Annotated in this window: 19 protein-coding genes and 2 pseudogenes; 15 read left to right on the top strand and 6 right to left on the bottom strand. The window is 47.7% G+C overall.

The features are described 5' to 3' along the window. The first annotated feature begins 23 nt into the window (after positions 1–23). The 5 genes and pseudogenes from AC4IE7_RS13415 to AC4IE7_RS13395 all read left to right on the top strand — a co-directional run bounded on the left by AC4IE7_RS13415 (position 24) and on the right by AC4IE7_RS13395 (position 4,654). A complete protein-coding gene (locus AC4IE7_RS13415; protein WP_490777353.1) occupies positions 24–236 on the top strand; it encodes a type II toxin-antitoxin system RelE/ParE family toxin in 213 nt (70 codons plus the stop codon). Further along, entirely contained in the window at positions 233–511 is a 279-nt protein-coding gene (locus AC4IE7_RS13410; protein ID WP_068994947.1) for a helix-turn-helix domain-containing protein, read from the top strand. Before AC4IE7_RS13415 ends, AC4IE7_RS13410 begins: the two co-directional genes overlap by 4 nt. Positions 512–687: 176 nt before the next feature. Continuing rightward, a pseudogene (locus AC4IE7_RS13405) lies at positions 688–1,848 on the top strand (IS30 family transposase). Positions 1,849–2,255: 407 nt separating this feature from the next. After that, on the top strand, positions 2,256–4,007 hold the full coding sequence (locus AC4IE7_RS13400; protein WP_490777352.1) for a hypothetical protein: 1,752 nt from the start codon (positions 2,256–2,258) through the stop codon (positions 4,005–4,007). After that, complete coding sequence (locus AC4IE7_RS13395) at positions 4,004–4,654, top strand: amidase domain-containing protein (protein ID WP_490777351.1); 651 nt, start codon at positions 4,004–4,006, stop codon at positions 4,652–4,654. The genes AC4IE7_RS13400 and AC4IE7_RS13395 overlap by 4 nt, the downstream gene beginning before the upstream one ends. Positions 4,655–4,986: 332 nt before the next feature. Here AC4IE7_RS13395 and AC4IE7_RS13390 read toward each other — a convergent pair whose 3' ends face one another. The 4 genes from AC4IE7_RS13390 to AC4IE7_RS13375 form a co-directional block, all read right to left on the bottom strand. After that, positions 4,987–5,529: a hypothetical protein gene (locus AC4IE7_RS13390; protein WP_490777350.1), complete on the bottom strand. Its 543-nt coding sequence runs from the start codon at positions 5,527–5,529 to the stop codon at positions 4,987–4,989. Between the two features lie 222 nt (positions 5,530–5,751). Next, positions 5,752–5,976, bottom strand: a complete 225-nt coding sequence (locus AC4IE7_RS13385; RefSeq protein ID WP_490777349.1) for a hypothetical protein — start codon at positions 5,974–5,976, stop codon at positions 5,752–5,754. A gap of 95 nt (positions 5,977–6,071) precedes the next feature. Then, the gene (locus AC4IE7_RS13380; RefSeq protein ID WP_490777348.1) at positions 6,072–6,917 is read right to left on the bottom strand and encodes a ParB/RepB/Spo0J family partition protein; all 846 of its coding nucleotides are present in this window, start codon (positions 6,915–6,917) and stop codon (positions 6,072–6,074) included. Next, positions 6,918–7,964 carry a DNA-binding protein gene (locus AC4IE7_RS13375; RefSeq protein WP_490777347.1) on the bottom strand — a complete coding sequence of 349 codons (1,047 nt, stop codon included), beginning with the start codon at positions 7,962–7,964 and terminating at the stop codon, positions 6,918–6,920. Between the two features lie 224 nt (positions 7,965–8,188). Here AC4IE7_RS13375 and AC4IE7_RS13370 point away from each other — a divergent pair, with 224 nt between their 5' ends. The 3 genes from AC4IE7_RS13370 (at position 8,189) to AC4IE7_RS13360 (ending at position 13,599) form a co-directional block, all read left to right on the top strand. Then, complete coding sequence (locus AC4IE7_RS13370) at positions 8,189–9,247, top strand: tyrosine-type recombinase/integrase (protein ID WP_490777346.1); 1,059 nt, start codon at positions 8,189–8,191, stop codon at positions 9,245–9,247. Between the two features lie 736 nt (positions 9,248–9,983). After that, a complete protein-coding gene (locus AC4IE7_RS13365) occupies positions 9,984–10,595 on the top strand; it encodes a cohesin domain-containing protein (RefSeq protein WP_490777345.1) in 612 nt (203 codons plus the stop codon). A 67-nt stretch (positions 10,596–10,662) separates the two neighbouring features. Beyond that, a complete protein-coding gene (locus AC4IE7_RS13360; protein ID WP_490777344.1) occupies positions 10,663–13,599 on the top strand; it encodes a LamG-like jellyroll fold domain-containing protein in 2,937 nt (978 codons plus the stop codon). 176 nt (positions 13,600–13,775) lie between these two features. Here AC4IE7_RS13360 and AC4IE7_RS13355 read toward each other — a convergent pair. Then, a pseudogene (locus AC4IE7_RS13355) lies at positions 13,776–13,892 on the bottom strand (hypothetical protein); the annotation flags it as partial. Next, positions 13,891–14,112, bottom strand: a complete 222-nt coding sequence (locus AC4IE7_RS13350) for a hypothetical protein (RefSeq protein WP_490777343.1) — start codon at positions 14,110–14,112, stop codon at positions 13,891–13,893. The pseudogene AC4IE7_RS13355 and the gene AC4IE7_RS13350, both read right to left, overlap by 2 nt. Here AC4IE7_RS13350 and AC4IE7_RS13345 point away from each other — a divergent pair. From AC4IE7_RS13345 to AC4IE7_RS13315, 7 genes are all read left to right on the top strand, one after another. Further along, a complete protein-coding gene (locus AC4IE7_RS13345; protein WP_490777342.1) occupies positions 14,096–14,305 on the top strand; it encodes a hypothetical protein in 210 nt (69 codons plus the stop codon). The genes AC4IE7_RS13350 and AC4IE7_RS13345 overlap by 17 nt on opposite strands. Before the next feature lie 388 nt (positions 14,306–14,693). Then, positions 14,694–15,458 carry a tyrosine-type recombinase/integrase gene (locus AC4IE7_RS13340; RefSeq protein ID WP_490777341.1) on the top strand — a complete coding sequence of 255 codons (765 nt, stop codon included), beginning with the start codon at positions 14,694–14,696 and terminating at the stop codon, positions 15,456–15,458. 148 nt (positions 15,459–15,606) lie between these two features. Next, entirely contained in the window at positions 15,607–19,332 is a 3,726-nt protein-coding gene (locus AC4IE7_RS13335) for a DUF4132 domain-containing protein (protein WP_490777340.1), read from the top strand. Next, entirely contained in the window at positions 19,323–20,417 is a 1,095-nt protein-coding gene (locus AC4IE7_RS13330; protein ID WP_490777339.1) for an ATP-binding protein, read from the top strand. The genes AC4IE7_RS13335 and AC4IE7_RS13330 overlap by 10 nt, the downstream gene beginning before the upstream one ends. Continuing rightward, the gene (locus AC4IE7_RS13325) at positions 20,410–22,806 is read left to right on the top strand and encodes a DUF5682 family protein (RefSeq protein WP_490777338.1); all 2,397 of its coding nucleotides are present in this window, start codon (positions 20,410–20,412) and stop codon (positions 22,804–22,806) included. The genes AC4IE7_RS13330 and AC4IE7_RS13325 overlap by 8 nt, the downstream gene beginning before the upstream one ends. Further along, complete coding sequence (locus AC4IE7_RS13320) at positions 22,803–23,918, top strand: VWA domain-containing protein (protein WP_490777337.1); 1,116 nt, start codon at positions 22,803–22,805, stop codon at positions 23,916–23,918. The genes AC4IE7_RS13325 and AC4IE7_RS13320 overlap by 4 nt, the downstream gene beginning before the upstream one ends. Further along, positions 23,915–25,867: an SWIM zinc finger family protein gene (locus AC4IE7_RS13315; RefSeq protein WP_490777336.1), complete on the top strand. Its 1,953-nt coding sequence runs from the start codon at positions 23,915–23,917 to the stop codon at positions 25,865–25,867. The genes AC4IE7_RS13320 and AC4IE7_RS13315 overlap by 4 nt, the downstream gene beginning before the upstream one ends. Positions 25,868–25,954: the final 87 nt, after the last annotated feature.

Below are 25,954 nucleotides of genomic sequence, written 5' to 3'. Positions count from 1 at the left end.
AGAGTACAAAACGGACTGGACCCATGGACTGGAAGCCGATGACTTCAATCGGACAAGGAGTGCGTGAAATTCGCATCCAGCAAGAAGGGCAGTGGCGTGTTATTTATATCGCGAAATTCGACGAGACAAATTATGTTTTACACGCTTTTAGAAAAAAGACACAAAAAACGCCAATGCCCGATATTGAAATAGCTAAACGAGCGCTTAAAGAAATAGTTCAAAGGTTTTATAAATGAGCAAAGAAAACCGATATGAAAGTGTGTGGGATGCCTTGGAAGATGATCCTATTCGGGCTGAAAACCTAAAATTGAGATCGGCACTATTAATAGCGATTAACGAAGAGTTAACATCCAGAAAACTAAGGCAAAGTGAAGCTGCAGAGCTGTTGCACATCACTCAGCCACGAGTCAGTGCCTTGAGCCAGGGAAAAATCAGTGACTTCCGATTGGATACTCTGGTAGATATCGCGCATCGTTTAGGATTACACGTATCAATCGAAATAGCTGCATGATGGCCATGGGTTCGGTCTGGAAATTTTGTTGAACACTAGCTTTCATTATGCTTGAGGGATTCGTACAAAAAGTGAAAGATGGAAATAAATGGTATTAGAGAATTTCCGCTTTCGACTGTGGATTCAATCGGTCAACACAACATACTACATTCTACATAGGTAGAAGGAGTGTGTTGATGACACGAAGACCACGAATCCATTACACCGAAGAACAGCGTACATTGATGTGGGAGCGCTGGCAGAAAGGGGACTCCCTGGAAAAGATTGCTAATCTGTTTGATCGGCATCACCCATCAATCGAAAGAATCCTTGCTGAAACTGGCGGTATACGTCCTGCAGTCCGCCATCGTTCCAGATTGGCACTCACCATGGCAGAGCGTGAAGAGATATCGCGTGCAGTGGTAACAGGTCTCTCGATTCGCTCGATTGCTTCGTCACTTGGCCGTTCGCCATCCACCATTAGCCGCGAAATACAACGTAATGGTGGTCGGCAAAGCTACCAAGCGAATCAGGCCGATGAGGCAGCCTGGGAGCGTGCACGTCGCCCAAAGATCGGTAAACTGGTAGAGAACCGAGCCTTAGCACGCATCGTAGCAAGCAAGCTCCAGTCGTCGTGGGCTCCCGAGCAGATTGCCGGGTGGCTCAAACGTTTCTATCCTGATGATGAGAACTACCAGGTGTTACACGAAACCATCTATCGCAGCCTCTATATTCAGGCGCGTGGTGCCTTGAAAAAGGAACCCGCACAGTATTTATGACGACCAAGAGTCATGCGTCGGTCACGCCATCATACTCAGAAGACACCAGATCATGGCCAGATCACAGACGCTATATCGATTAGTGAACGTCCTGCCTCAGTAGAGGACCGTGCGGTACCTGGTCACTGGGAAGGTGATTTGATCTGTGGTAGTCACAATAGTCAGATTGCGACGCTCGTTGAACGTCATTCTCGCTACTTGATGCTAGTGAAGGTCGATAGTAAAGACAGCGAGACCGTTGTAAAAGCATTAATAAAGCAAGCTCATAAGCTCCCGCAAGAACTGTACAAGTCACTTACTTGGGACAGGGGTAGTGAGATGGCTGCACACAAGCGCTTTACATTGGCGACGGACATGCAGGTATACTTCTGTGATCCTCAGTCACCATGGCAGCGTGGTTCGAACGAGAATACCAATGGACTATTGAGACAGTATTTCCCTAAAGGAATCGCTCTTTCGAGCTACACACAAGCTAAACTAAATGCTGTTGCCAGGCAGTTAAATGCACGTCCAAGGAAGACGTTAAACTACGAAACACTAGCTGAAAGATTTAATGCATGTGTTGCGTCGACTGGTTGAACCCGCAGCCCGAAGCGGACATTCAATACCCAGTTAAAAGACTGGAATTGTTCGCGGCCAGGACATAGACTTAATTAAAATAATAAAGGGACAAGGGATGCCTCGTACTATTCAGACTCCCTCTTCTTCATGTCAGTTTTTTAGTCCGAAAAGTCCCATTTTCGCCGTATTGAAAACTGTTGATTCTAAACTGACATTTTTAAATTAAGCAATTAACTAAAAGCTTAAAAGCTAATAGCAAGTTATAGCTATATAGATGCAATATATGGCTTGGTGTGATATTTAATATAAGGCTACATTATTTTATTAAGGATTAACTTGAAATCAACTTAGCATGTTAAAACTTACGGGGAATTTGTGATGGATCATTTTCATACTAAAAAGCTATCAATTATATTCTTTTGCAGATGAATAAATCTCTTAATGACAAAGTCTATTTTGGTAAGGGGCTGGATCCTGCTCAAGGGCGTATTGTTTCCTGGGCTATTAACACAGAGAAAGTGTTGAGCTCTCAACTTTCACTTACCCAGGAGAGAGGCATTAAGAATGAGGTGGAACATCTCTTTAAGCCAGTTCTTAACAATAAATGGACGGGTACTTATGAGCAGAGAGTGGGCAATGAGAAGGTAAAGACCAGTTTCTCGAATGTTGATATGGAGGCATCACTTAGAAATGTACTGGCAGCATACGAGACATTCATGCAGCCAGAGTATTATCACCTTATCAAAAAACGAAGTCTGACAGGATTGAACAAGTTGCTTAATCGAAAGGAAAATATGGCAAGCTATTTGTCAGCAGCATATTTGTATCAGCGTGAATTGGGATCAACTGATTCTAGACCCAGCTTAAATCCAAGCATCATTCGAGAGTTGACAAACCATTTACAGGAAAACCTCAACAACTATTACCTGCTTGATGGCGCTGCACTGTTCAAGGTTGATGGTTCTGAAGCTACGATTGGGGAACACAGGTTGTTCGTGGATCTTGCCGATAAAAGGACAAGTAAAACCGAGATAGTGGTTAAGCCCGGCAAGATTCAAAACGGTAGACTTGTGATGGTCACCGATATGAAAAATGAGAGGGGTGAAGTTGATCCCGCACCAAATGATCAGTTCAAGCTATCTATCACTCATATTGAGCATTCCATTCAGACTGACCCTTCAGGTATTGAGGAGTCCTACTGGATCCAGTTGATAGAACCATTTCCTTTCGATGTGAAATTCTCAGGTATTTCACGACCAAGTCGGGAGCACCCTGATGATCCAGTTGCTTTATCGCACAGATTTGTCTACGATCGATATAAGGATAACCCTCTTGAAGGAGCTTGGTCGTATCACCTTGATTTCAAATATGCCCCGAAAGAGGATGATGATCTGTATCTAACCATACAGGACGATATGGATGTCAATAAATTCTCTGGGTCAGCTGCGGATAACAAACGATTGGACCTTAGTGCGGTCGCCTATCTGAGTGAGGCTATCGATCTGTACCGAGAAAAAGAACCAGAAAAAATCATTGATAAACTACTGAAGACGGAACTTTTTCTCGATAAATACAAGGCAATGATGCAACCGCTGGTTGATCCCATTCGGTTTAGGTACTCCGAAAATAATAAAGGATGGATTTCCTACAATGCTCAGTGGATTATTGAGGAAGCATATGATGACCTTGGTAGACGTGTTGATGGTAGATGGACAATTCGGAATTCAGAAGATCAGCGCCTAACAGTCTTTGGTGGTTTCCAAAGCGTATTCTCAACTATTCAAGTGATCCAGAACAATGATTTCGGAGACAACTTCCGCTTCCAAACTGATATTGTAGAGTTTCCGGGGCATGTAGTACCTAACTTGGATTACATTAATATCGAAGATACAGATGAAAATGTTATTCGAACCCTTTCAGGCACTGATGTGCTGAGTCAGATTCAAACCACTCAGCAGAAAATGGGAAGTTATACCGTCATTGAGCGCATGAGTTACATAAAGAATGGTGTAAAACACTTACTAAATGGCCGAGAAATTTGGTCCGGTCCGATATCAGAATATGTAACAGACTTTGAGGCAGGGGATTACTACAAAATCATACATTTCATTAGCTCCCGCGACGGTTTCGAAGAAATCTTTCAAGTGGATTTCATACATGGAGACAAGGAAAAATGATTGTAACAGGGTCGGTAACTATTGCGGCTGAAGATTACGAAAAACGAGGTGAGTCTTCTGGCTTAAAAGATGATCGCTTTGATCATGTTGAAGTGTGGTATCGTTTTGAAACCGTCTTGATTGAATCCAGAGATAAGATGGAGATTGGCGGGATTCCTCACATTAAATATAAAAATCTTGAAGCGATCCGGTATGCAAAAAAGTATTGCTCTCAGAAGAAGAACAGCTGCGGCGTCTACTTTCAGGGTGTGAATCGGAGCGACTGCGCTCATTTTCTGTCTCATTGTTTGCACAAGGGCGGTATCACAATTCAGCGGGAGTCCGGCCCAGATGAGTGTAAGGACAAATTGTCAGTTCGTGTAACTGAAATTGTGAAAGTATTGAGTGAACTTAGTGATAAATACAAGAATGTCTACCCTATTACTTATGACGAAGCTATTTATGGAGATCCGGCTTATCTTGAGACATTTCGTATTAGACCCAGCCATGCAATGCTGGTACATGAGACACGACCTGTAGCAGGAGATCCAGATAAGCGGGAAACACTGTATTATGCTCATTCTCGGGAGCGTTGCGGGAAAGAGGTTGGAGATCTTGCGTGGTATCAGAACTTCGGAGGGGCATTTCGAATCTACGACTCTAATTGAGGGTTGGCCGGGATTCCTACCATATCCGCCAAAAGCAACCATATCTCAATGAATTAATTAGTAATACTTTGCATTGTAGCAAAGTGATTCTTCAGGAATCGCTACAGGCTGGAGACTAATAATTTCACTGTATTCCATTAAGTTAAGCGTGAAGTGGCTATATTCAACGCTTTTCCCGGCCGGACCTCAAATACAGATGGGGCACAGATCCCGCCCTCGATGCCGGGCCTGGTGTAACCCGGGAAAGGAGTTACAAAAACGCCCATCGGCACACCACCTAGTGTAACCCATACCCAATCCAAGCAAGTTTCCAACTAAAACCAGCCCAGTCGCTACTGATTGTTTTGATTAGATATGAAAGAAAATTTATCGTTATAGAAGCTTGTATATTGAATTTCCAACTCACATCTACTCAGTTTTTCTTCGAGCTCATCTGGTGTAATGGTATTAGGCTCCAAGAACTGTATATCGACGATAGTCTTTTCTTCATTAGCTGGCATCGAATAACCTGTATCAAGCAGACCTGTTTTACATTTATACTTATCGCCAGTAAACAATGCCCTGATTACACTATCCAGAGGTTCCGTACCTTTTCCCTTTATAACGTTATTATCTAGTCTGACAACAAAACGCTTAATGAGAGCAGGACCCAATCCATTGTTGACAAGCTGTATACTGTATTTCTGTTGTTCTGGCCATCTTGATGTCCATGTGGTTAGATGAGGCTTAACTGAAAGCTTGTTATGTACGTGGGTACGCCATCCTGCCCATACAGTGAACACTAGAACGCAAAGTGCAATAACAACACTTGCAATGCCAGTTAAAGCCTCCCAATCTTGCATCATCAGCCAGTCAATAATGTACGAACAGTCCAATTTGCAAACTCCTATGAGGCGGTTTTACTGGCAGATTCTCCGAGAGTCCCTTAAGAATATTAATGAATACTCACTCAATGCATTTGCTTATGAGATGATTGAAAAGACCGATACCCTAGAACATGCGGTATCATCCCTGAAGGAAACCCAACACTGGATGGAAACGCATCCTTTCCGAATCATCTGGGGGCAACTACGCCGGCTGTTCATCTGATCAGTCGATCAACCTCGAGCGACGATATGGCCATGACGGACTCGTAATTTGCCGATCTCATCGAGGATTTTTCGTCCCTGTTTGAGATCCGAGATGAGCTCGTTTTGAATTCGACCCAACCGACTGTCCAGACTCCCCCAGGATCGGGTGAGGGTAAGATCTCCCAGGAGATCTCGGTCCATATGGACGCGATAGTAGCGACGCTTTTGCTTATTAACCCAATATTTCATCATGTTGAAGATCTTCAATTCGCATTTCTCACCATCGATTATATTTATGGAGAGGCTCAATCCATGAGCCTCTGCGGCTAAAATCTGGCTTAAGATGGTCAGTTTTTATCAATCCCCCAACTTTCCAGCAACCCCTGCAGCTCTTCCAGGGAGTGATAGGTCAGCGTCACTCGGCCTTTGGCCTGGCTGTCTGAAAACGTCACCTGACAGGGCAGGCAGTATTTTTCACTGAGTAACCGTTCCAGTCGATCGATGTTGGGATCCCGATCCGGTTGTGCCGTTCGACTGGCCTGACCGGATAAAATCGCCTTGATGTCATTGACGCGCTCTGTCAGTACCTTGACTGACCATTCCCGCTGAATGGCCATTGTGGCCAGCTCGATCTGGTACCGGCTGGGTAGAGGGAGTAGGGTCTTGGCGTGCCCCACATCTAGCTTCTTTTTATCAACGAGCGCTTGCACTGGCTCGGAGAGCTCGAGCAAGCGGAGAAGATTGGTCAGATGAGACCGAGATTTACCTACTGATTGAGCTGCCTCCTGATGGGTTAGCTTGAACTCCTCAATCAGTCGTTGGAGTCCGAGCGCCTCCTCGATCGCAGACAGATCCTCACGCTGGACATTTTCGATCAGGGACATAGCGCAGGCTTGTGCGAGCGTGAGATCGTTTCGCACGATAGCCGGGATCTCATGCAGGTAGGCTTGCATCGAGGCGCGCCAGCGGCGTTCTCCGGCAATGAGTTCGTACTGCCCATCGGTTTTGTCGAATCGCAGCACGACCGGCTGAATCACCCCTTGCTGCTCAATGCTTTCAGTGAGCTCCGCCAGGGCTTCCGGATCAAAATGTCGTCGCGGTTGCCAGCGACCGCGCTTGATCTTGTCGACCGGTACATTTCGCAGCTGGCCAGCGGTGGGGTCTGTGGTGGAGGGTAGGGTAGGGAGGGCCATCTATTTCGCCTTCTTGGGTAGTTTAGCAACCTGCTTGGTGAGTTTCTCGATGGCTTTGGTCTTTTGCTGACACTCTGTTTCCAGTTTAGCGCAGGCTTGCTCCAAATCGTCGTGTCGGTGCTGGTCATGCCGACGCTCTGCCTGTTCAGTTGCCAGGGCTGCTGCGAGCTCGGCACGTTCGGCTTGTACAGACGCCAGTTGAGTCTGCTGCTGCTGATAGGCGGTCTCCAGCTGCTCGACCTGGCCAGCGCGTCGAGCGACCTCTTGACTCAGCTCACTGGCGCGCTCGGTACTGGCCTGTTTCGCCTCCAGGAAGCTTTGGTTGAGATTCTCAAGCTTCATCTGCAAAGTTTGTTGTGTTTTCTCCGCTTCGACACGCTCCTGTGCTCGTGCAGTACGCTCCTGGTCATAAAGCGTGGTCAGTCGGTGCTCGGTGGCTTGGTGGCGCTCCTCTTCCTTGCGTAAGGCCATCTGTGCACGCTGTGTTTGGCTTTCGGCCTGTTCCAGGCGTACCCGGAACTCTTCATGGAGGGTGGGGATTTGCGCCTCAAGCGCTTGGCGCCGATCGGTCTCTGAGATCAGTTGCTGCTGCAGGGTATCGCGTTTTTCCACCAGCTGCTCAATCTGATGTTGCAGGGTTTGGATCTCTGCCTTGGCGGTTTCCAGGGCCTCCAGGGCGGCGCGTCGTTCGGTTATAGCGGTCTCTACCGCTTCACGGGCCATTTGGGTATCGGATTCGTAATTCGATCGAGCCTGGGCTTCGGCCTGGGCGCGGATCCCGGCGAAGGCCTCCAGGAGGGGGGTGAGGGCTTCGGGTGGAAATCCCTGCAGGTACTCCAGCTGCTGTAGGTGGGTCCCCAGGTCGGCCCAAAAATCCCCCAGGGCCTGCTGGATGGTTTTCATGGAGCCCCGGTTGCCGATGGCCTCATAGATCTTGCGTTGGGTGATCGCTTGGCCTTGCCCTTGGCGGAGCAGTTTGTGGGCGGCGAGGGCGACCTGGTCGGCGGTTTTGAGGGTGTCGGTCTGTGTCTCGGGAGCAGGGTGCATGGTGTGGCTCATTTTATAAAGTGAGATCAAAAAGTTCTATATGTACTATATAGTATCAGATATTCGATATTTTAATAATATCATGTGATATTATTTTAAGCCTATATGTCTGATAACTCCCATTATCAGATGGATAAAAAGCAGTTTTTGCCCTATCCTGGGTTTCTGAATCACCGAGACCCTCCCGGAGGGTCGGCGGCCGGCATTTACCACCTGGAGGCCCCATGAACGAACTGCTTACTTCGGTCGCGACCCTGATTGAACTCCCTCGGGACCAGCTACCTACTTGTCCTGCCTGGGAGCGGCTCAGTCCCCACTGGCCGGCGCCGGAGGACAGAGAGATCCCCGGTCAGTGGGCGGCCAAGGTGCAGCTGTTCCGTTACCTGGCCAAGGCCTGGGGGGCGATATCGGACGACTCCTACCGGGCCCTGTGCGGGGATCTCCGATTGTTCTTCGAGTGGTGCCGGGCTCGGGAACTGCCGGTCCTGCCGACGACACCCCGGGCGGTGGCCGACTTCGTTGTCGACCAAGCCGAGATCAAGGCCAAGTCGACGGTGCGTCGCTACTTGGCCTCGATCGCCAAGGCACACAAGACAGTCAATCTGGCCAATCCTGTCACCGACGAGGATGTGACATTGACCTTTGAGCGGCTCTATCGGGACGATATCTCAGAGCCCCTTCAGTCCGAAGGCCTGCGCTGGAAGACCTTGAGCATCGGGCTGACCAACCTGGGGGAGGGCACTCGGGCCGTGCGCGATAACGCCCTGCTGCGGGTGATGTACGATTGCCTGCTCCGTGCCTCAGAGGTACAACGTTTGACCATTGAGGGGCTGAGCCAGGATCGCAACGGTTACCGGATGCGAGTCATCCGGTCCAAGAAGCGTTCAACCGCACAGCAGGGGGTCGTGAAAACCAAGTTCATACACGAGACCACGGCGGCCGCCATTGAGGCCTGGTGCGCGCTCGCCAGCATCACACAGGGAGTGATCTTCCGGGGGGTGACGAAGAGCGGCGATGTCCTCGAGGCGCCGATCAGTACCAAGGGGGTGAATCGGGCCGTACAACGGATGGCCCAGGCGGCCGGCCGGGATGCGCGGGGATTCAGCGGGCACGCCTGCCGGATCGGGGCCTGCCAGGACCTGCTGGCCGCCGGCATCGATATCGGCCGGGTCATGCTCGCGGGGGATTGGGAGCGCCCTGAGATGCCTGCCTACTACGGAAGGAAGCTGACACCAGACCAATCCGGGATTGCTGAGCTATCGGTATTACAACAGCGTCGTTGATTGTATGCTCCAATTCAGAGCATCGAATGAGTGCTTCCGGCCCAGGCTGTGTGAAAACTATCCACTAGTCGAGCTGATCAAGAAATTACATCAAAAATGAAGCTCTGTCGCCCAAGAAAGGTGGTTCAGCATTACAAAATATACCAGATCTCACGAGAGAGCGCTTACTGCTCTATTCCTAGTGAGTTTTCACACAGCCTCGGCCAATAGCGGACATAAAAACAGGCATGTCAGTTGTAGAAATATCAGGGAAGCAGGTGCACAGAGGTTCAGCATGATCTGGATTTAAAGTGAAAGGGTGAAGTGTCGGAAAACATTACACTTCTTTAGCCACTTAAGAAATGAAGTGTAACTGCCTGATATCAGTGGGTGGCTTTGTAATAATACCGATTCCTAATTCATCGTAAATGTCAGTATTTTTTACATTCCTCTTCCTTATACAAGTAGCGTATCAGCATAACTAAATGTTTTTTTTGTAATTATCAAGTACGGCGTACATTTTGCATACAATAAATAGGGTTATTGGGAAATAAACTTCACAATTCCGTTTCTGCTGTCAGGGAAGACTGCCTCATCTGAATTTGTCCTCCCTTGAGTTTTAAATCAATTCTTAAAAATTATGCAGGATTGGATAACAGTTATTTATTTGCCGAACTAGGATGCTTAGTTCGTATTAGTTGATTTTTTCTAAAAGGGGTCTATCGTAAAAATAGCGGTATGAAATGGAGATTCGATTATGAAAAAAAAGATACTTCTTTTTTTGAGCCTTTACTCACTTGCATTGTTTTCATCACATGGAGTTGCAGTAACCATTACCTTGGTTCCCATGTCACAAGAAATTCGTGTCGGTAGCACGACTTCAGTCGATCTTAACATCTCAGATCTTGGCGATTATTCAGCCCCTTCTCTCGGAGCATTTTTAACTGAAATAGTCTTTGATGATGTAGCTCTTTCATTTGAGTCAGTGACATACGGAGATTTACTTGGAAGTACAGAGCCATCTTTATTTGAAACGGATATTGTCACGACAGTGACGCCCGGTTCAGTTTCCTTGGACGAATTCTCCTTTCTCTCTGACTACGAGTTGGATTCCCTGCAGCCAGATAGCTTTACTTTAGCCTCATTATCATTCATGGCTACATCGGCAGGGACCAGCCTGCTTGAATTCGGTTTGATTGATCTAAGTGACGCCATAGGCTTTTCAATCCTGGATCCAACATTGGAAACTGCCAGCATCACTGTCACGCCAGAGCACCACACCGTCCCGGAACCAGCAACATACATACTCATGCTCAGCGGGCTAGTAGGCATTATGGGATTAAAATGTAGAAGACATAAAGGATCATAACGTAGATAAATTTAAATCTCACGAAGTATTCGTAGGACATTGTCTTTTTAAATTAAGGAGACAGGCGATGAAAAGCCAGAACAAAGGACGTGGTTTGTTTTTGCTTCAGATGATTATTTTGTTTCTTTTGCCTATTAATGTATTTGCTCAATCTTGCGTTCAGCCTCCCACTGGTATCATTGCCTGGTGGCCTTTCGATGAAACGGAAGGCGCAACAGCGGAAGACCGTATAGGAAACCATCCTGGCGCTCATACGAATGGACCGGTTCCCGCTGATGGAATGGTCGGTGGTTCCCTCCGCTTCGATGGTCGAAATGACTATGTTGCTGTTGCAGATAGCGACCTATGGTCTTTTGGAAGTAACAACTTTACCCTTGAGTTTTGGGCCAACTTCGATGCGGCTGGGGGAGGCTCGATAGGACATCCTGGCGATATATTCATTGGCCATGATGATGGACCGGGAACAAGAAACAAGTGGTTCTTTGCGCTTGGTGGTGGTGCTCTCAACTTTCATATCAATGGGCGTAGTACAGGTAGCCGTTTCTTTCCCCGCGCTCCATTTTCACCAACTGTTGGTGAATGGTATCACTTAGCCATCACGCGTGATGGCAGCCTATATACGATATATGTCAATGGGGAGCCTGCTGCGTCAACAACAGATACACGCATAATCCCTAATTCTAGTGCGCCTTTGACAATTGGCCAAGCCGAGTTTCTTGGTTTCATGAACGGTCGACTTGATGAGGTATCGATTTATAACCGTGCACTATCAGAAGATGAGCTTCGTGCGATTAGTGATGCTGGTGGCGAAGGTAAGTGCAAGGAACTTCAAATACGTCCGGTCGCTGGAGGTGATACAGGTAGGGTTACTGTCACGATCACAGGAGGAGTTTTCGAGGAAGGCACCTCTGTTAAACTGGTTTATCCCGGTGAGCCAGATATTGTCGGTGAGTTTGTCAAAGTAGAACATGACGGTAGAGTTATAACTACCTCTTTCGACCTTAGCGACCAGGCACGTGGATTGCGGGATGTAGTAATCGAGAGTCCTAGTAATACCGTTAGCACCCTGGAAGAAGGATTTACTGTTGAGGCCGGGATTGTTCAAGATCTATGGATTGATGTTGTAGGCTTGAACTTGATAAGACCAGGAAGACCTCAAACATTTTATATTACAGTCGGAAACAGTAGTAATGTAGATAAATATAATGCTTCCATAATGTTGGGAGGAATCCCACATGACGTAGAAACTAGAGCATTGTTTCCATTGCCTTTCGATTCCGTACCAAACGAGCTTGAAGGTAGCGGTATAGATAAATCAATATTCAGATTTATTGAGGAAAAAACTCTCTCTTCTGTAATTCCAGAGATTAGCGCAGGACAGCAGCTGTTTTTTCCTATTGAACTGACGGCCGTTTCTAATTCTAGCTTTACTCTAAATACCTACATCAAGGATGGAACAGTGGAGGCTGTTGGTAAAGATGGCGCCGAATGCTCATTTAATACGCAAGACACAAGCGCGCTGTTAAGAGCGCTAGAGCTTGCGGACGATGTGTTTTGGAATGGTAATCCATTGACACTGATTCGGGCTTGTTCGGGAGCTGCTGATGAATATGGAGGATTCCTTAATCAAGAAATGGATCAGGAAAACTCACCCCTTCATGATTGGTCCTGGTTACCGGTTAAAAATGCCTGTCATCATGCAAATCTCCTAATGTCACCACCTGTTAATGGAGAGCGAAGATACTATATTATATGGCACTTCCCAACACTTAATCTTTTTCCTGTCAGTCTTGTTGGAGGGCAATGGGTGCCATGCGATTCTAACGGAATAAAATCAAGTCGAAGCGCCTGTCCATTGCATAGTGATACTGGCAGGCTTAATTGGTCGTTCAGTGGAGATGGAATATGCCCATTGTGGGATTCTGGCACTTCGAAGGATATTACAGTTATTCAGTCCTTTGATCCAAATGATAAAGTAGGACCGAATGGTTATGGAGCAGAAAAGTATCTCTCAGGTGAAGAGCCACTACGTTACTCGATCTTCTTTGAGAATTACGAGACGGCAACTGCACCCGCTCAGGATGTGTTTATCGCAGATCAACTAAACAATACAAGTTTAATCCTAAATGACTTTAACTTTGGCCCAATATCGTTTGGGGATACACTTGTCAATCCACCTAAGGGTCTGATGAATTTTACAACAGATGTTGTTGTTCCTGGGCGGATACTTGAGAATATCTTAGTGCGTATCACAGGTAACCTGAATCCCGAAAATGGGTTTTTGTCTTGGCGATTCAGAACAATTGATCCAGCGACAGGAAATCCTCCTGTTGATCCTCGTGAAGGATTTCTTCCGCCGAATGTCAATCCACCAGAGGGAGATGGTAGTGTTCTTTTCACAATTACACCTAAAGATCTACCAACTGGAACAGAGATTTGTAATAAGGCAAATATCGTCTTCGATACAAACGAACCGATAGTGACTCCAGATTGGTGTAATACATTGGATAATGACGCTCCAAGTAGTACTGTGATTGGCCTCGACACAATACAGACGTCTGCAGACTTCGAGGTACAGTGGGATGGTACCGACATGGGAGCCGGCATCCGTGATTACACGATCTATGTGTCTGAAGATGGTGCGTCATACACGCAGTGGCTCACCAATACGGCTGATACGATGGGTGTTTTTAGCGGAGAGGATGGCAAGACGTATGATTTCTATAGCATAGCCCGAGATGGGACGGGCAACCTCGAGGAAGCACCAACAATACCAGACACCTCAACAACAGTTGTTCTGATACCATCAATGATAGGTGACTTCAATGGTGATGCTTGTGTAGATAGAGGCGACTATAACATCCTGATGACAGATATCCGTAATGGGGAACCTAATGATCCTAAACATGATCTTAATGAAGATGGTATTGTAAATCGCGCCGACGCACGGAGTCTGGTTGGCCTATTTACGAACCCAAGAGGGGCTACTTGCCTGCAAGAGTAGCAGAATAAACCCCCGAATTACTCGGGGGTTTATTTGTGAATTTCTCCAGGGAACAGGTTGGAGGCAACTAACTTACTAATTCAAAGACTGCTACTGGCAACATGGTAGAAATCTGCTGAGTCAGCCCTTATCGTCCGCTTTGGTCGCGAAAGTGACCGTACCGTAAATCGACAATACTAATGATTCCTTTCCCTTGAATGGAGGAATCGAATCATGAAGCAGCAACACGCGGACATCACCAGATAGTAGTTTACCGGCAGCTGCCTTTGGCGCTGTCGCTCAAACCAGGCCTCAACACTGTGATATTGGCACTGATTGCAGGCGCGGTGACTGCACGAGCACCACCTCGGCCTGAGGGTGGCAGTGGTGGCAGCTCAATAGCAGTCCCCCGTAAGGCCCCTGGCGACAGGCGCCAATGACATTTAAGGCCGACCATTGGTCGGCGCTCAGAGCATGGCCGAATTGAGCCACAAACCGCTCACGATAGCGGTGGACAATGCTTTGCAGTGCCATATCAAGCCCCCCAGAGAATGCGCAACCGCCCTATCAGGCCGTTGATGCGCCGATCGGTATCCTGCTGGGTATAGGAGGAGAGCTGGGTGTAGATCGCCGTGCTCTTGGGGCACTCATGGCCCATCTCCTGCTGAATCGTGCGCAGGGGAGGGGTAGCCGCCGTCACACCCTGTTTTTTAAACGGTCGAAATAAAAAATCAGCCGGGCTGTAGGCTGATGCACCGCCACGCACGTCACTCGGACTAGGGCCGAGTTTGGGGCGTTTCTACCGGGTCCCCCATTAAGCGCTGCAGGGAGAAGGGGGGGCATCCAAGACCAGGCAGATCCGGCCGCCATCGAGTGTGTCTGAAAGCCATCGGTCGGTTTCTCGATGTTTTTTTCCTTCACCCGCACCAAGTCAGCCATGGCCAGTTCCCCATAGGTTCAGCTAGCGTCTACCAAATGGGCGGTCGGACGTATGGGGTTAATCTCGTCGATATTGCACCCAAAGCACCACTTCTGTCTCTTTTAAATGGGGGCTGCAAGGGCAGGGGATTCGGCACACAGGGGGCAGCAAAGCGGCTATACTAGGGGTTCGAGATGTGACAAAAGGACTTAGGATAAAGGTGCAAAAGAGCCTCAGCGATGGGCCATATCCGGTCCCCCAGCCGGCCAGGCGGGGTGGGTTGTTGCGGCCGTTAGATCCCCTCCATGACGTCTTTCCTATCCAGTCCGTGCACATCGATTGGGACAGGCTCATCGCCAAGCGCCCCCTGATCCTCAAAACCGTCGAACAGATGCCGGTCTATCTCCTCAAACCCGAGATTTTGGGGCTGCTCGATGCCGAAAAACACCCCACCTACCGCCTCATCCTGGACCTGATGTGGACCACCGGGGCGCGGGTCTCCGAAGTCCTGGCTCTGACGCCGAGTAGCTTTATTGAGGACGGGTACGGCTATGGCGTGGTCCTCAGTACCCTAAAACAGCGGCCGGGGCGGCCGAAGAAGACAGCGTTGGCCCGATCGGTGAAGCGGTATGTGCCGATTGCGGATCTGTTGTTGCAGGATCGGATCCAGAGCTACTTGTATGCGGGACGGTTTAGAAAGGGGGAGCGGATCTTTCCGATGGCGCGTCAAACAGTCAACCGGCATATCAACAGCCTGGTTGAGCGGGTAGGGGGGTCGGATTTTCGAATCAGCTGCCACACATTCAGGCACGCCTTTGCGGTGCATCTCTTATTACACGGGCGGCCTTTGAAGGTGGTGAGTCAGTTGTTGGGGCATCGCTCCGTAGATAGCACCGAGATCTACACCAATGTGCTCACCGTGGATGCGGCGCATTTTCTGGACGGGGTGGATTTTCACTAAACCTTTACACTGAGATGTGAAGATATGACCTTGTCCCTTGAGCCAACAAGAGATCACTAAATACCATGTGTCTCCTAATCAAGCCCCGAGTTTGGAAAACCTATTGATCGGAATTTAAAAATTGCATTAACAATGGAAGTAGGATTCAGTGAATATTTTTAACAAACTTAAGCGTGCTGTAGACCCGCGGACCAAGACAGTGACTGCGGACATGAAACGGCTCAATGCTGTCCAATCTGGCCTGGATCAAAAGGCTATCGATTATATTATCGATGGCAAGCATGAGACCGTTTTGTCCACGCTATCGAACGGTTGTACCGGGTCAGAGTTGGAAGTGTGCAAGACTTATCTAGATCACAATTCAGCCACCAGGAGTCGCCGACAGCTGTTGGCGCAACACGCGCCTTACGACGTCGAATTTGCAAATCGATACACCGAAGTCTTATCAGCCTCTCTCAAAGATATTCCTGATAATTGTGCGGGCAGCAGCAAGGCTAGCCGATTGGTAAGAGTCTTCTTTTCTGAAGTGTTTGAAGGAATCAAAAAGAGCATCAATACTTGGCCAGCACAGCCTGAAAAGATTCGTGAGAGCGGGCTGACGCTTGCAACGGCGCAGGATATCACCTTGTCTTTTGGTGGGACGCTTGTTGACCTGGTCGATGTTTTATTCCATGAAAATGGACAATGGAGTTCCATTACTGGCGATCTCTATCGTCAAGCCATTGACGTTAAACCACTACTCAAAACCTATCCCAAGGAAACCATAGATGCAGGTCGACGGATTCATGCAATCTCACGATCCAATCTGATTCAGGAACTACATCGATGCGGTTTGGCGGACACACCGGATTACCGGGATTTTATAGTCGAACTTGCCGGTGACAATTCCAAAGCAGTACGAGAGGCGGCGATATCACTGATAAGTACATTCGATACGGGCTATCTTGAACCCAAAGCCATTGAACTTTTGGATAAAGGTAACGTATCAATGCGTGCAGGTATGGTTGAGTTACTTGCCAAGCTAGGGACGGAACAGGCATTGCAAGCCTTACACTCCCACAAAGAGAAGGAAAAAACCGCCCGAATCGTGGCCGCTATTGATGCGGCGATGACAGTCTCCAAACACGTCAAAACTGAGTCACCAGACAGCGACAATAACAAGCAATATCAAGCTATCGATGGAACTGTTGTTGAGATACCTGAGCTCGGAACGATTCCCGATGGAGACAACCCAAAATTTGGACAAGATGACCGTATTCATCTGGTAAAGATAATTCAGGAAGAAAATAATCGAATAAAAAAACAGAATGAAGAAAATAAAAAGTCTGGATATAGCTATCGGCTGCCATTGTTGAAAGAAAATCTCTCAGATACAGCGCTTGCGTTTTTTAATCAAGCAGGACGACCCAACAACAAAGCCAATCAGGCGTTAATTAATTTTCTATCCCGCGGATCGGGTGAACAGTGGGCCAGGAACGCGCTGGCAAAACTACCACAAAAAACCGCGCTTCGATTAGCTGTCAAAACGACGCAAAGTGCCTATGCTGCGTTATCACCTTATGGACAAGGGCCATTTGTGGACATAATACGCGATTTTATCAATGGTCCGAATGGTGATCTTCGAAATCTTGAAGCGATCGATGTCGAGATGGAATCTGAAAACTGGTTTGGCTATGGATCAAACCGAATAACGAGAAATGTACAAGCAGGTGACCTACTGCGCTCTGTGATTCAAGACGATTACGCCTACATGGAGCCCAATCTCGATAATGTACCATCCGATGCTGTGTGGCCCTATCTGGCACAAAGTTTTGATGTGATCGACGAGGCATTTGGGCTAAAACCCCAAACAGATATAAAGCTTAGCCGCGTAGGCGCGATTAAAGTGCTATATCGGCTTCCGAAGACGCCATCGCGATATTTTGGCCAGCTACTTGAAGCCGCAACCGGTGAAACAAAAGCCGGGAGAGCCGAAGCACGCGAGATGCTGGCGAATGCACCCGCGGTGGATGACCACATATTGGCATTGCTCAATGATTCTCGCCAGGCTGTTCGTGCAGGTGCAGCCGAATGGATTGCAGCAAGGCACTACGTAGAAGGTATTCCAGCACTCAAAGCGCGGTTGAAAAAAGAGAAATCTGAGGTGACTAAAGCTGCGCTCCTCACCACATTAGACGCACTTGGAGAGGATTTGAGTGGATTCGTTGGACCGAAAGCGCTGCTCGAAGAGGCAGAAGCCGGTCTTAAAAAAGCCAAACTGGATAAACTTGCATGGCTAAACCTCGATCATCTGCCCAAACTGCGTTACCCCTCAAATCGAGCTGTCCCGAATGAGGTGCTTAAGTGGTGGATCTTTCTCGCGGTAAAATTAAAACAACCCGGAGGAAATGCACTCTTTGATATTTATCTTGATCGCCTGAATCCGCAAGATGCAGAACACTTTTCAACTTGGATTTTAGATAGTTGGTATAACTATGATACCGAACAGCCTTCGGAGCAGGAAGGCAACGCCTATGCGAAACAGAATGCAACCAATCGCTATAACAGTATGAAGAAGTGGTATAAGGAATATACTGAGGAGAAGGCCTACGCAGACCTAAAACGGGAGTTTATGTCAAACTATCTCAATAGCGGCGCAGCGACAAAAGGATTACTCGCGCTGGCAAGTCACACACCTGCAACCCTCGCGGCGGATAGGGTGAGAAACTTCCTGAAAAATCATGGTTCAAGAACTTCGCAGGCTTCCGCATTACTAGAGATGCTTGCGCACAAAGGAGATCCAGTGTCGTTACAGGTTGTCATCGCAGCGGCAACCCGACTAAAACAAAAAGGCGTACAAAAATTCGCGGCGACTCTTATCGAGAAAGTGGCTGAGGCCAAATCCTGGAGTTTAGACGAACTTGCTGATAGAACGGTACCCAGTGCAGGTCTGGATGACGATGGCATTTTGCGTTTGCCCTGTGGGCCAGATCATAAAATCTATGCAGCAAGTATCGGTGATTCCTTCATTTTCGAAATCCGAAATCCGGACGGTAAAGTCGTAAAGTCTCTACCCAGTGGGCAAGACGATACAACGAAGGAGTCAAAGAAACAGCTATCCACGTCCCGCCGCGAATTGAAACAAGTCATCTCAATGCAGTCGTCCCGGCTTTACGAGGCGCTCTGTGCCGAGCGAAGTTGGCGCCTCGAAGACTGGCAACGCGATATTGGCGGACACCCCATCATGCGACGACTGGCTGAACGCAGTGTCTGGTTGGGTTTGGATGACAGTGAAAACGTTGTCACCGCGTTTCGACCGACCCAAGAAGGTGACTACACCGATGCTAACGATCAAGATATCGACATTGAATCGTTTTCATCGATCCGTCTTGCCCATGGCGCACTGATTGAGGCCTCAGAGACTGAGGCATGGCAGCGCCATCTTGACGACTACGAGGTTAAACCACTGTTTGAACAGTTTACTCGTCCCCTGTTGTCTATTGATAAAGAGCAAGCGTCGATGACCATTATTGAAGACCGTAAGGGGTGGATCACGGATACCTTTACGTTTCGTGGTGAAGCATCAAAACTGGGATATGAACGCGGTGAAGCTATGGATGGCGGCTACTTTAATGAGTACAAAAAGAACTTCCAAAGTGCTGGTATCCTGGCAATCATTGAGTTTTCCGGAAACTGCCTGCCCGAAGAAAATGTTCCAGCCGCAATGATCTCACTCGCATTTGAACGCTACTCGTCTGGAAGAAGAACCGGAGGAACCTTGAAACTCTCAGATGTCCCGCCAGTATTACTATCCGAGTGTTGGAATGATTATCGATCAATTGTGGAAAAAGGCGCATTTGATGAAAACTGGGAGAAAAACATGCCATGGATGTGACTCAAGTACAACGCGAACCTGCAGAGACCAAGTTTTCGGAGGAACTAAAACGGCTGCAGGAAAATGATCGGGAGGCCAAACCAAATGGATGGTTGCTATCGCCGAGATCGGTAAGGCGTTTTATCCTCGGGGATAAAAGCCTAGATATATCACAAAAGTTCTTTGGGGATGATCCGCTAGTAGACCGGTGTATCGTTTCTTTAATGGGGCATCAGGGATTGATGCTGGTTGGAGAGCCTGGCACAGCAAAGTCTCTGCTTTCCGAACTATTGGCTGCCGCGATCAGTGGTGACTCAAATCTTGTGATCCAAGGCTCGGCGGGTATTCTAGAAGATCACCTGCGATACGGATGGAACTATGCGCTTTTACTAGCGGAAGGGCCTGGTGAAAAGGCATTGGTTCCCTCACCTGTACTTTCGGCGATGCAAATGGGGAAAATTGCACGCCTGGAAGAGTTGACACGTTGTGCGCCAGAGGTTCAGGACGCCATGATTTCTCTTCTGTCCGAAAAGACAATCTCGATTCCTGAACTTGGTCCTGGTAAAGAGGTTCGTGCTGTTCCCGGTTTCAATGTGATTGGAACCGCAAACCTAAGAGATCGCGGTGTACACGACATGTCGAGTGCGTTGAAACGACGTTTTAATTTCGAAACCGTTAAACCCATAGCTGATGCCAATTTTGAAAAGGAGCTGGTTGCTCGTCAAGTTGCTGAGCGGATGGATAATCATGCAACAATGGCACCTATCGATACCAATGTGATCGATGTGCTGGTTTCAGTATTTCGGGATTTGCGAACCGGAAAGACTGAAGATGGTGCGTCTGTAGCAACACCCAATAGCGTTATGTCTACGGCAGAGGCAGTTAATGTCGCGCATGCGGCGGCACTCGATGCACTATATTTAGATGGTACCAACATGTCGACTTCACATGTTGCTCGGCAAATCCGTGGCGTCGTTTTCAAAGATGACCTTGAGGATGCTCGGAGGTTCCGTGCCTATGTTGATCAGATCGCTAAAGTACGAATGAAGAGAAACAAAGCGTGGTCAGAGTTTTATAAGGCAGCAAAGAAGGATTTAGATGGATGACCTGTCACAGTTAGACTCTCTTCGTGGGTCATTGATTCAGGAAGACACCGGACTCTATTTCGCACCGATAAGACACCACTCGCCGGCTTGCGCTTGGGCAGTGAGAGCACTCATTCGTGAAATCAGGCCCCGCCAAATTCTAATCGAAGCGCCTACTGATCTGCAAAAGCACATCAATTTACTTCTCCACAAAAACACAGTTCCACCTGTTGCGCTAGCGGTTTTCATAGATCAAAAAGAACACCCACGCCTAGCGACCTATTATCCATTCTGTTCCCATTCGCCGGAGTATGTTGCCTTAGTAGAAGGTCAGAAAGTCAAGGCAAAGCTTCAATTCATCGATTTGCCATCGGCTAATAAGGCCATGATATCGACACCTTCTACGGATGAGAATTTAGTGATCGATAGTGAAGAGCATTTCGACACAGGTGATTTCGTTGCTTCGATGTGTCAAAAGATTGGTTGTCGAAATGGCTATGAGCTATGGGACCACCTATTTGAATCTCGCCTTGGACAGGATAATTGGAGAGACTTTTTAGCCGACGTTGGCGCTTACTGTGCATGCCTACGATACACTACACCAAAAAGTGCGATAGAACTTAATGGCGATCAAACTCGTGAAGAGCACATGAGTAATGCACTCCTTGGGGCTTTAAAAAAGGAAGGCCCTGTATTGGTAATTACCGGCGGTTTCCATACCAGCGCATTGATAAAAGCTGTTGAAAGCAGAAAAAGAACAAAGAAGGCCGCAACCGTGCAACCGGGAAATTCTTATCTCATTCGATATGGATTTGAAGCGCTTGATGCTTTAAGCGGCTATGGAGCAGGTTTACCGCAACCTGGTTACTACGATTATTTATGGCATCGGGCTAAAGATGCAAATGGCGCACCCCAGTGGCGTGAAACTGCGTTAGATCTGGTAACCAGATTTAGTCGCAATCTTAGAGAAGAAGGCCATACGATGACTGTTCCGGCACAAGTAGAAGTACTCCGTGTTGCCGAAGCATTGGCAGCTATGCGTGGGAGAGAGGGGGCAGGGCGTCATGACCTAATTGATGCGGTTAGAACAGCCTTGGTGAAAGGCGAAGTCGGAGTTCGAGAGATATGGACGGAAAGGATTTTTGACTTCCTTCGAGGTAATGCAATCGGAGATATCCCTTCCTCGGCAGGGTCACCCCCAATTGTCGACGATGCACGATCTCGAGCGCAGAGTCTGCGTGTCGATATTCGCGATGGTGCACGAAGACAGCGCAAACTTGATATTCGCAGAAAGCCTTCACATTTAGCTGTGTCACAGTTCTTTCACGCGATGTCCCTGTTAGAATCCGGTTTTGCAAATCGAATTACTGGGCCTGATTTTTTATTTGATGTACATACAGAAAGATTGTTTGAAGAGTGGTCTTTTGCTTGGTCTCCGATGGTAGAAGGACGCTTGATCTCGCTGGCAACAATCGGCGATAGCGTCAATAGTGCCTGTATCGGCGTGTTGAGAAACAAACAGTCTGAGATCTATAAAGCAGGCAAAAGTCGGGATATCATCAGCTTGACTGATTTATTCGTACAAGGTTTACTTGCTGGTCTCGGAGAGAATCTACACGACTTCCTTAATGAACTCGCGGCAGATATAAAATCTCACGGTGAATTCTATTCAGTGGCACAGACCTTACGACGACTTCACACAATCACAAACGCATCTAGCCCCCTACAGATTTCAGATAGTTTACCTCTTAGTGAAGTCCGCCAAGCCGCGTATCAAAGGCTTATTTATCTTTGTGAAGACCTTCCTAAATCATCAGATGAAAATATTCAGGAACACATTGAGTCATTACGACTCATTATGGATTTGTTACGTTCGCCCGGCGCTGAAGTGTTCGATCGAAGTCAATTTGACGAAGCGATTAATCGCGTTGCGGATGCTAAACCACCACCTGTTATTCTCGGATCAGTCCTGGCAATTGCGCTCATGGCTGACATGAGATCGCCTGAAGAGGTTTGCCGCGCTTTAGCTGGGAGTTTCAATGGTAGCTTTGATCATGCAAAAGATCGAATAGGAATCTTAAGAGGACTCATTTTTACTACCCCGGAGATCATCTGGCGTAACAAAGAAGTACTACAACAAATTGATAAATTACTCTGTGATCTCACAGAAGATGAGTTTCTTGAATTGTTACCCCATCTTCGACTGGCATTTACAGCGCTGAATCCGCGCGAGACCGATAGGGTTGCCGGTCTGCTTGCAAATATGCATGGAGGAAGAGGATTAGAGTATCTCGATTCCCAGCACGAACTTTCGGAAGAAGATCTAGAGCAAGGTATTGAGATTGAGCGCAAACTGAGGTTGTCGATGCATTCAGATGGATTGAAGGCATGGTTAGAGGAGGGCAGATGACCAGTAAGCCACAGCGACGTTGGCGTCTGGCCCTCGGGCGATATGCCCGTGATAATCTCGAAATACTGGAGAAAAGTGATCAGGAAATTGATCGCGCCCTGGATTTCCTATATTCACGTGAATACGAAAAACGCGGTGTAAAAACCGGTCGTGGCCCAGGAAGTCTTGATCCCACTCAAATGAATGCGATCAATTGGCTCGGTAAAGCGAGAAGCCTTTTTCCCGAAACGGTGTTTGAAACCTTACAAGACCATGCCCTTGATCGATACGGTCTGTCTGATCTGCTCAATGACCCACAAACCCTCGAATCACTCGCGCCCAATCAGAATCTGCTAAAAGTCCTCCTTGGTTTCCAGGGCCGCGCGCAGCCTGCCGTAAAAGAGAAGTTACGCGAAATCGCAGATCAAGTCATTCGAGAGATCGTTGAGCGGCTGCGGTCAGAAATTCAACGCGCATTTTCAGGTCGCAAGAATCGTTTCAGAAGATCAAACATCGCATCAGCAGCTAATTTTGACTGGCGCACGACAATTAGAGCGAACCTGAAAAACTATGATCCAATTCGAGAGCGTATTATCGCGGATAGAATATTCTTCAATGCCCGTGAGCGCCGACACCTCCCTTGGCGGATCATATTATGTGTAGATCAGTCCGGTTCAATGACAAACAGCATAATTTACTCCGCGGTAATGGCAGCGATTTTGTCAGGATTACCTGGTGTTACAGTAAGCATGGTGCTTTTTGATACCTCGGTGGTTGATGTTTCTGATCGCCTAACAGATCCGTTAGAGACGCTGCTATCAGTTCAACTTGGTGGTGGTACCAATATTGGCAAAGCGGTGGCCTACTGTGAGAATCTTGTTGAGGATGCAGATCGGACGGTGCTTACACTAATCAGTGATTTTGGCGAGGGTGCTTATCCGCGTCCGCTGTATGCATCGATCGCTCGCCTTGCTGAGCAAAGAGTAAAACTCATCGGTCTTGCTGCATTAGACGATGGCGGCGAACCGGTTTACGACCAGATGATTGCAGGGAGATTGGCAGACCTCGGCATGCATGTCGGGGCCATGACACCAGACCGGTTTGCCCAATGGCTTGCAGGAGTCATGCAATGACACTCAGGTCGATGATTTTGAGCCACGACAGTATGGCGCTTGAAACGTTGACATCAAAGGGTTTGCTCAGACGGGCTCAAAGAGATGTCGAGGCCGGTCTTGGAACTATTGAGAATATCGATGATAACAAAGCAACGGTAACAGTAGGCAAAGCGTCCGTAGATCTCGACGAGAAAGGCCCTAAGGCAGCCACTTGTACCTGCAAAGCACATGGAATTTGTCGACATATCCTAGTGGCGGTTTTATTGCTTCGTGAGCAAAGCTCCTCTGTTGAGGAGACACCTAACGAACCTAAACCGTCCTCTGCTTTAGAGGAAATCTGCGCGCTAAAGGATGAGCAAATCATAAAGTTTTCCGGTGCTGACTGGAGTAAATCCCTTGCCTTAATATCCGACAATCCCAAATATTGCATAATTGAAGAGGGGCTTAATGTAGCGGTTTTATTTGAAGAAATGGATACCAAAGTCACCTTTATCGGTAGTAGCGGTTTAAAGGGTGCTGCATATAAAGGACCAAAAACACGTAAACGGCTTTTATCTACGGTAGCGGCGCTACTGGTCCGGCAGAAAGAGGGATTACAACTTTCAGATAGTTCGTATGCTATAGGAACAGGCCCGAGTATTGACAATGCTTTCATCAACAGCACGCAACTAACCATCGAGCAAGCAGTAACGGCCACATTATCGAGCAGGTCTCCTCTTGGACACGACTTGCTCTTGGATCTTGCAATCTCAAGCCGCTGTGAGTCACTTCCAAGACTATCGGCAGAATTGAGGGCTTTAAGCCGGCAAGCACGAGCTTCTAGCGAACGAAGTATTGATTTTGATCCTGCAGACTTCTTCTTGCGGGCATCACGTGCCTATACTTTATTGGAGGCACTTAGAAATGATCCAACGAACCAGATATTAACCGGTTCAATAAAAAGAGAGTACAAAAGCGGCAAGCCGATGGAGGTATGGCCATTGGCAGTATCGCGATGGCGAAGTACGACGGGCGCAAGGGGGCTGAGTGCTTATATATTTGATCCTGTATCCTGTGAATGGTTAACCATGCTTGAAGGACGAAGCGCTGGAATCGATCTTTCTTTCGATGTGTCAACAGCCTACCAAATGCCAGTCTGGGGTTTTAGTACATTGCGTGGCGTTATGGGGCGTCGAGTTCACTTGGCAAAACCTCTGATCGCGAGTGATGGGGCAATTTCCAGTAAGAGCCAGCATGCAAACCATGACCAACCAATGCCAATATCACTGGGTGAGATTCTAGAGTCTAATGGGGTTCATGACGAATGGTCGTCCTTCAGGAGGGATGTGGAAATTCGACTCGGTCACGGGATTGGTAGGCGCCAGGTGCAGCTACCTGCAATGATTATCCCTTCCAGCTATGGACAGGTAGGATTCGATGACATTAATCAGGTCTATATGTACGAAGTGCGTGACAAACTTGGAGATACCCTCATCTTAAACATCCCCGCTGATGACAATCAAACAGCAATACGTTTATGGAAAATGGGTAGAGACGTTCAGGGTCTTGTCGTTGAGACGTCATTCGGATTACATGGCCTTGATGTAAGACCTGTTTCTATAATTTTCAATGATTCTCAGGGCGTAGCTATCCATAATATAGACTTTGATTTTTGGAAGAGAGAACGCGGTATTAAAAAGTTATTCTCTAACTTCCGCGAAAGTGTCGCTAAACCGCTAGTGGCACATCAAACCAATGTACGCAGTCCGTTTCAGCGAACACTGTCTGATTCTATCGATGAGTTAATAAGCCTCGTCTGTCATTTGCCCGGCGAAAACAACACTAGATTACTCGTTAGTAGACTTGAATCCTTTGGATTCTCGACGTTTGCTGATGCTTTTGAAAAAGCGACATATTTAAAAGATTTGAAATCGATATTAAAAGCAGGCTTTGTCGCCAGTGAGATTGACGAAATGCTCAAGTTTTAATGATATCAGAGGCCTGCCTGCAGGATATCTCGACTTTCAAAAGGCCCAACTGGATATGAACTTACTCGACTCTGTCATTCATGTAAA

The organism is Candidatus Thiodiazotropha sp. AKAK3 (genome assembly GCF_058244645.1).
The sequence above is the reverse complement of the archived record's forward strand: the minus strand, read 5'-3'. Positions and strand labels throughout refer to the sequence as shown.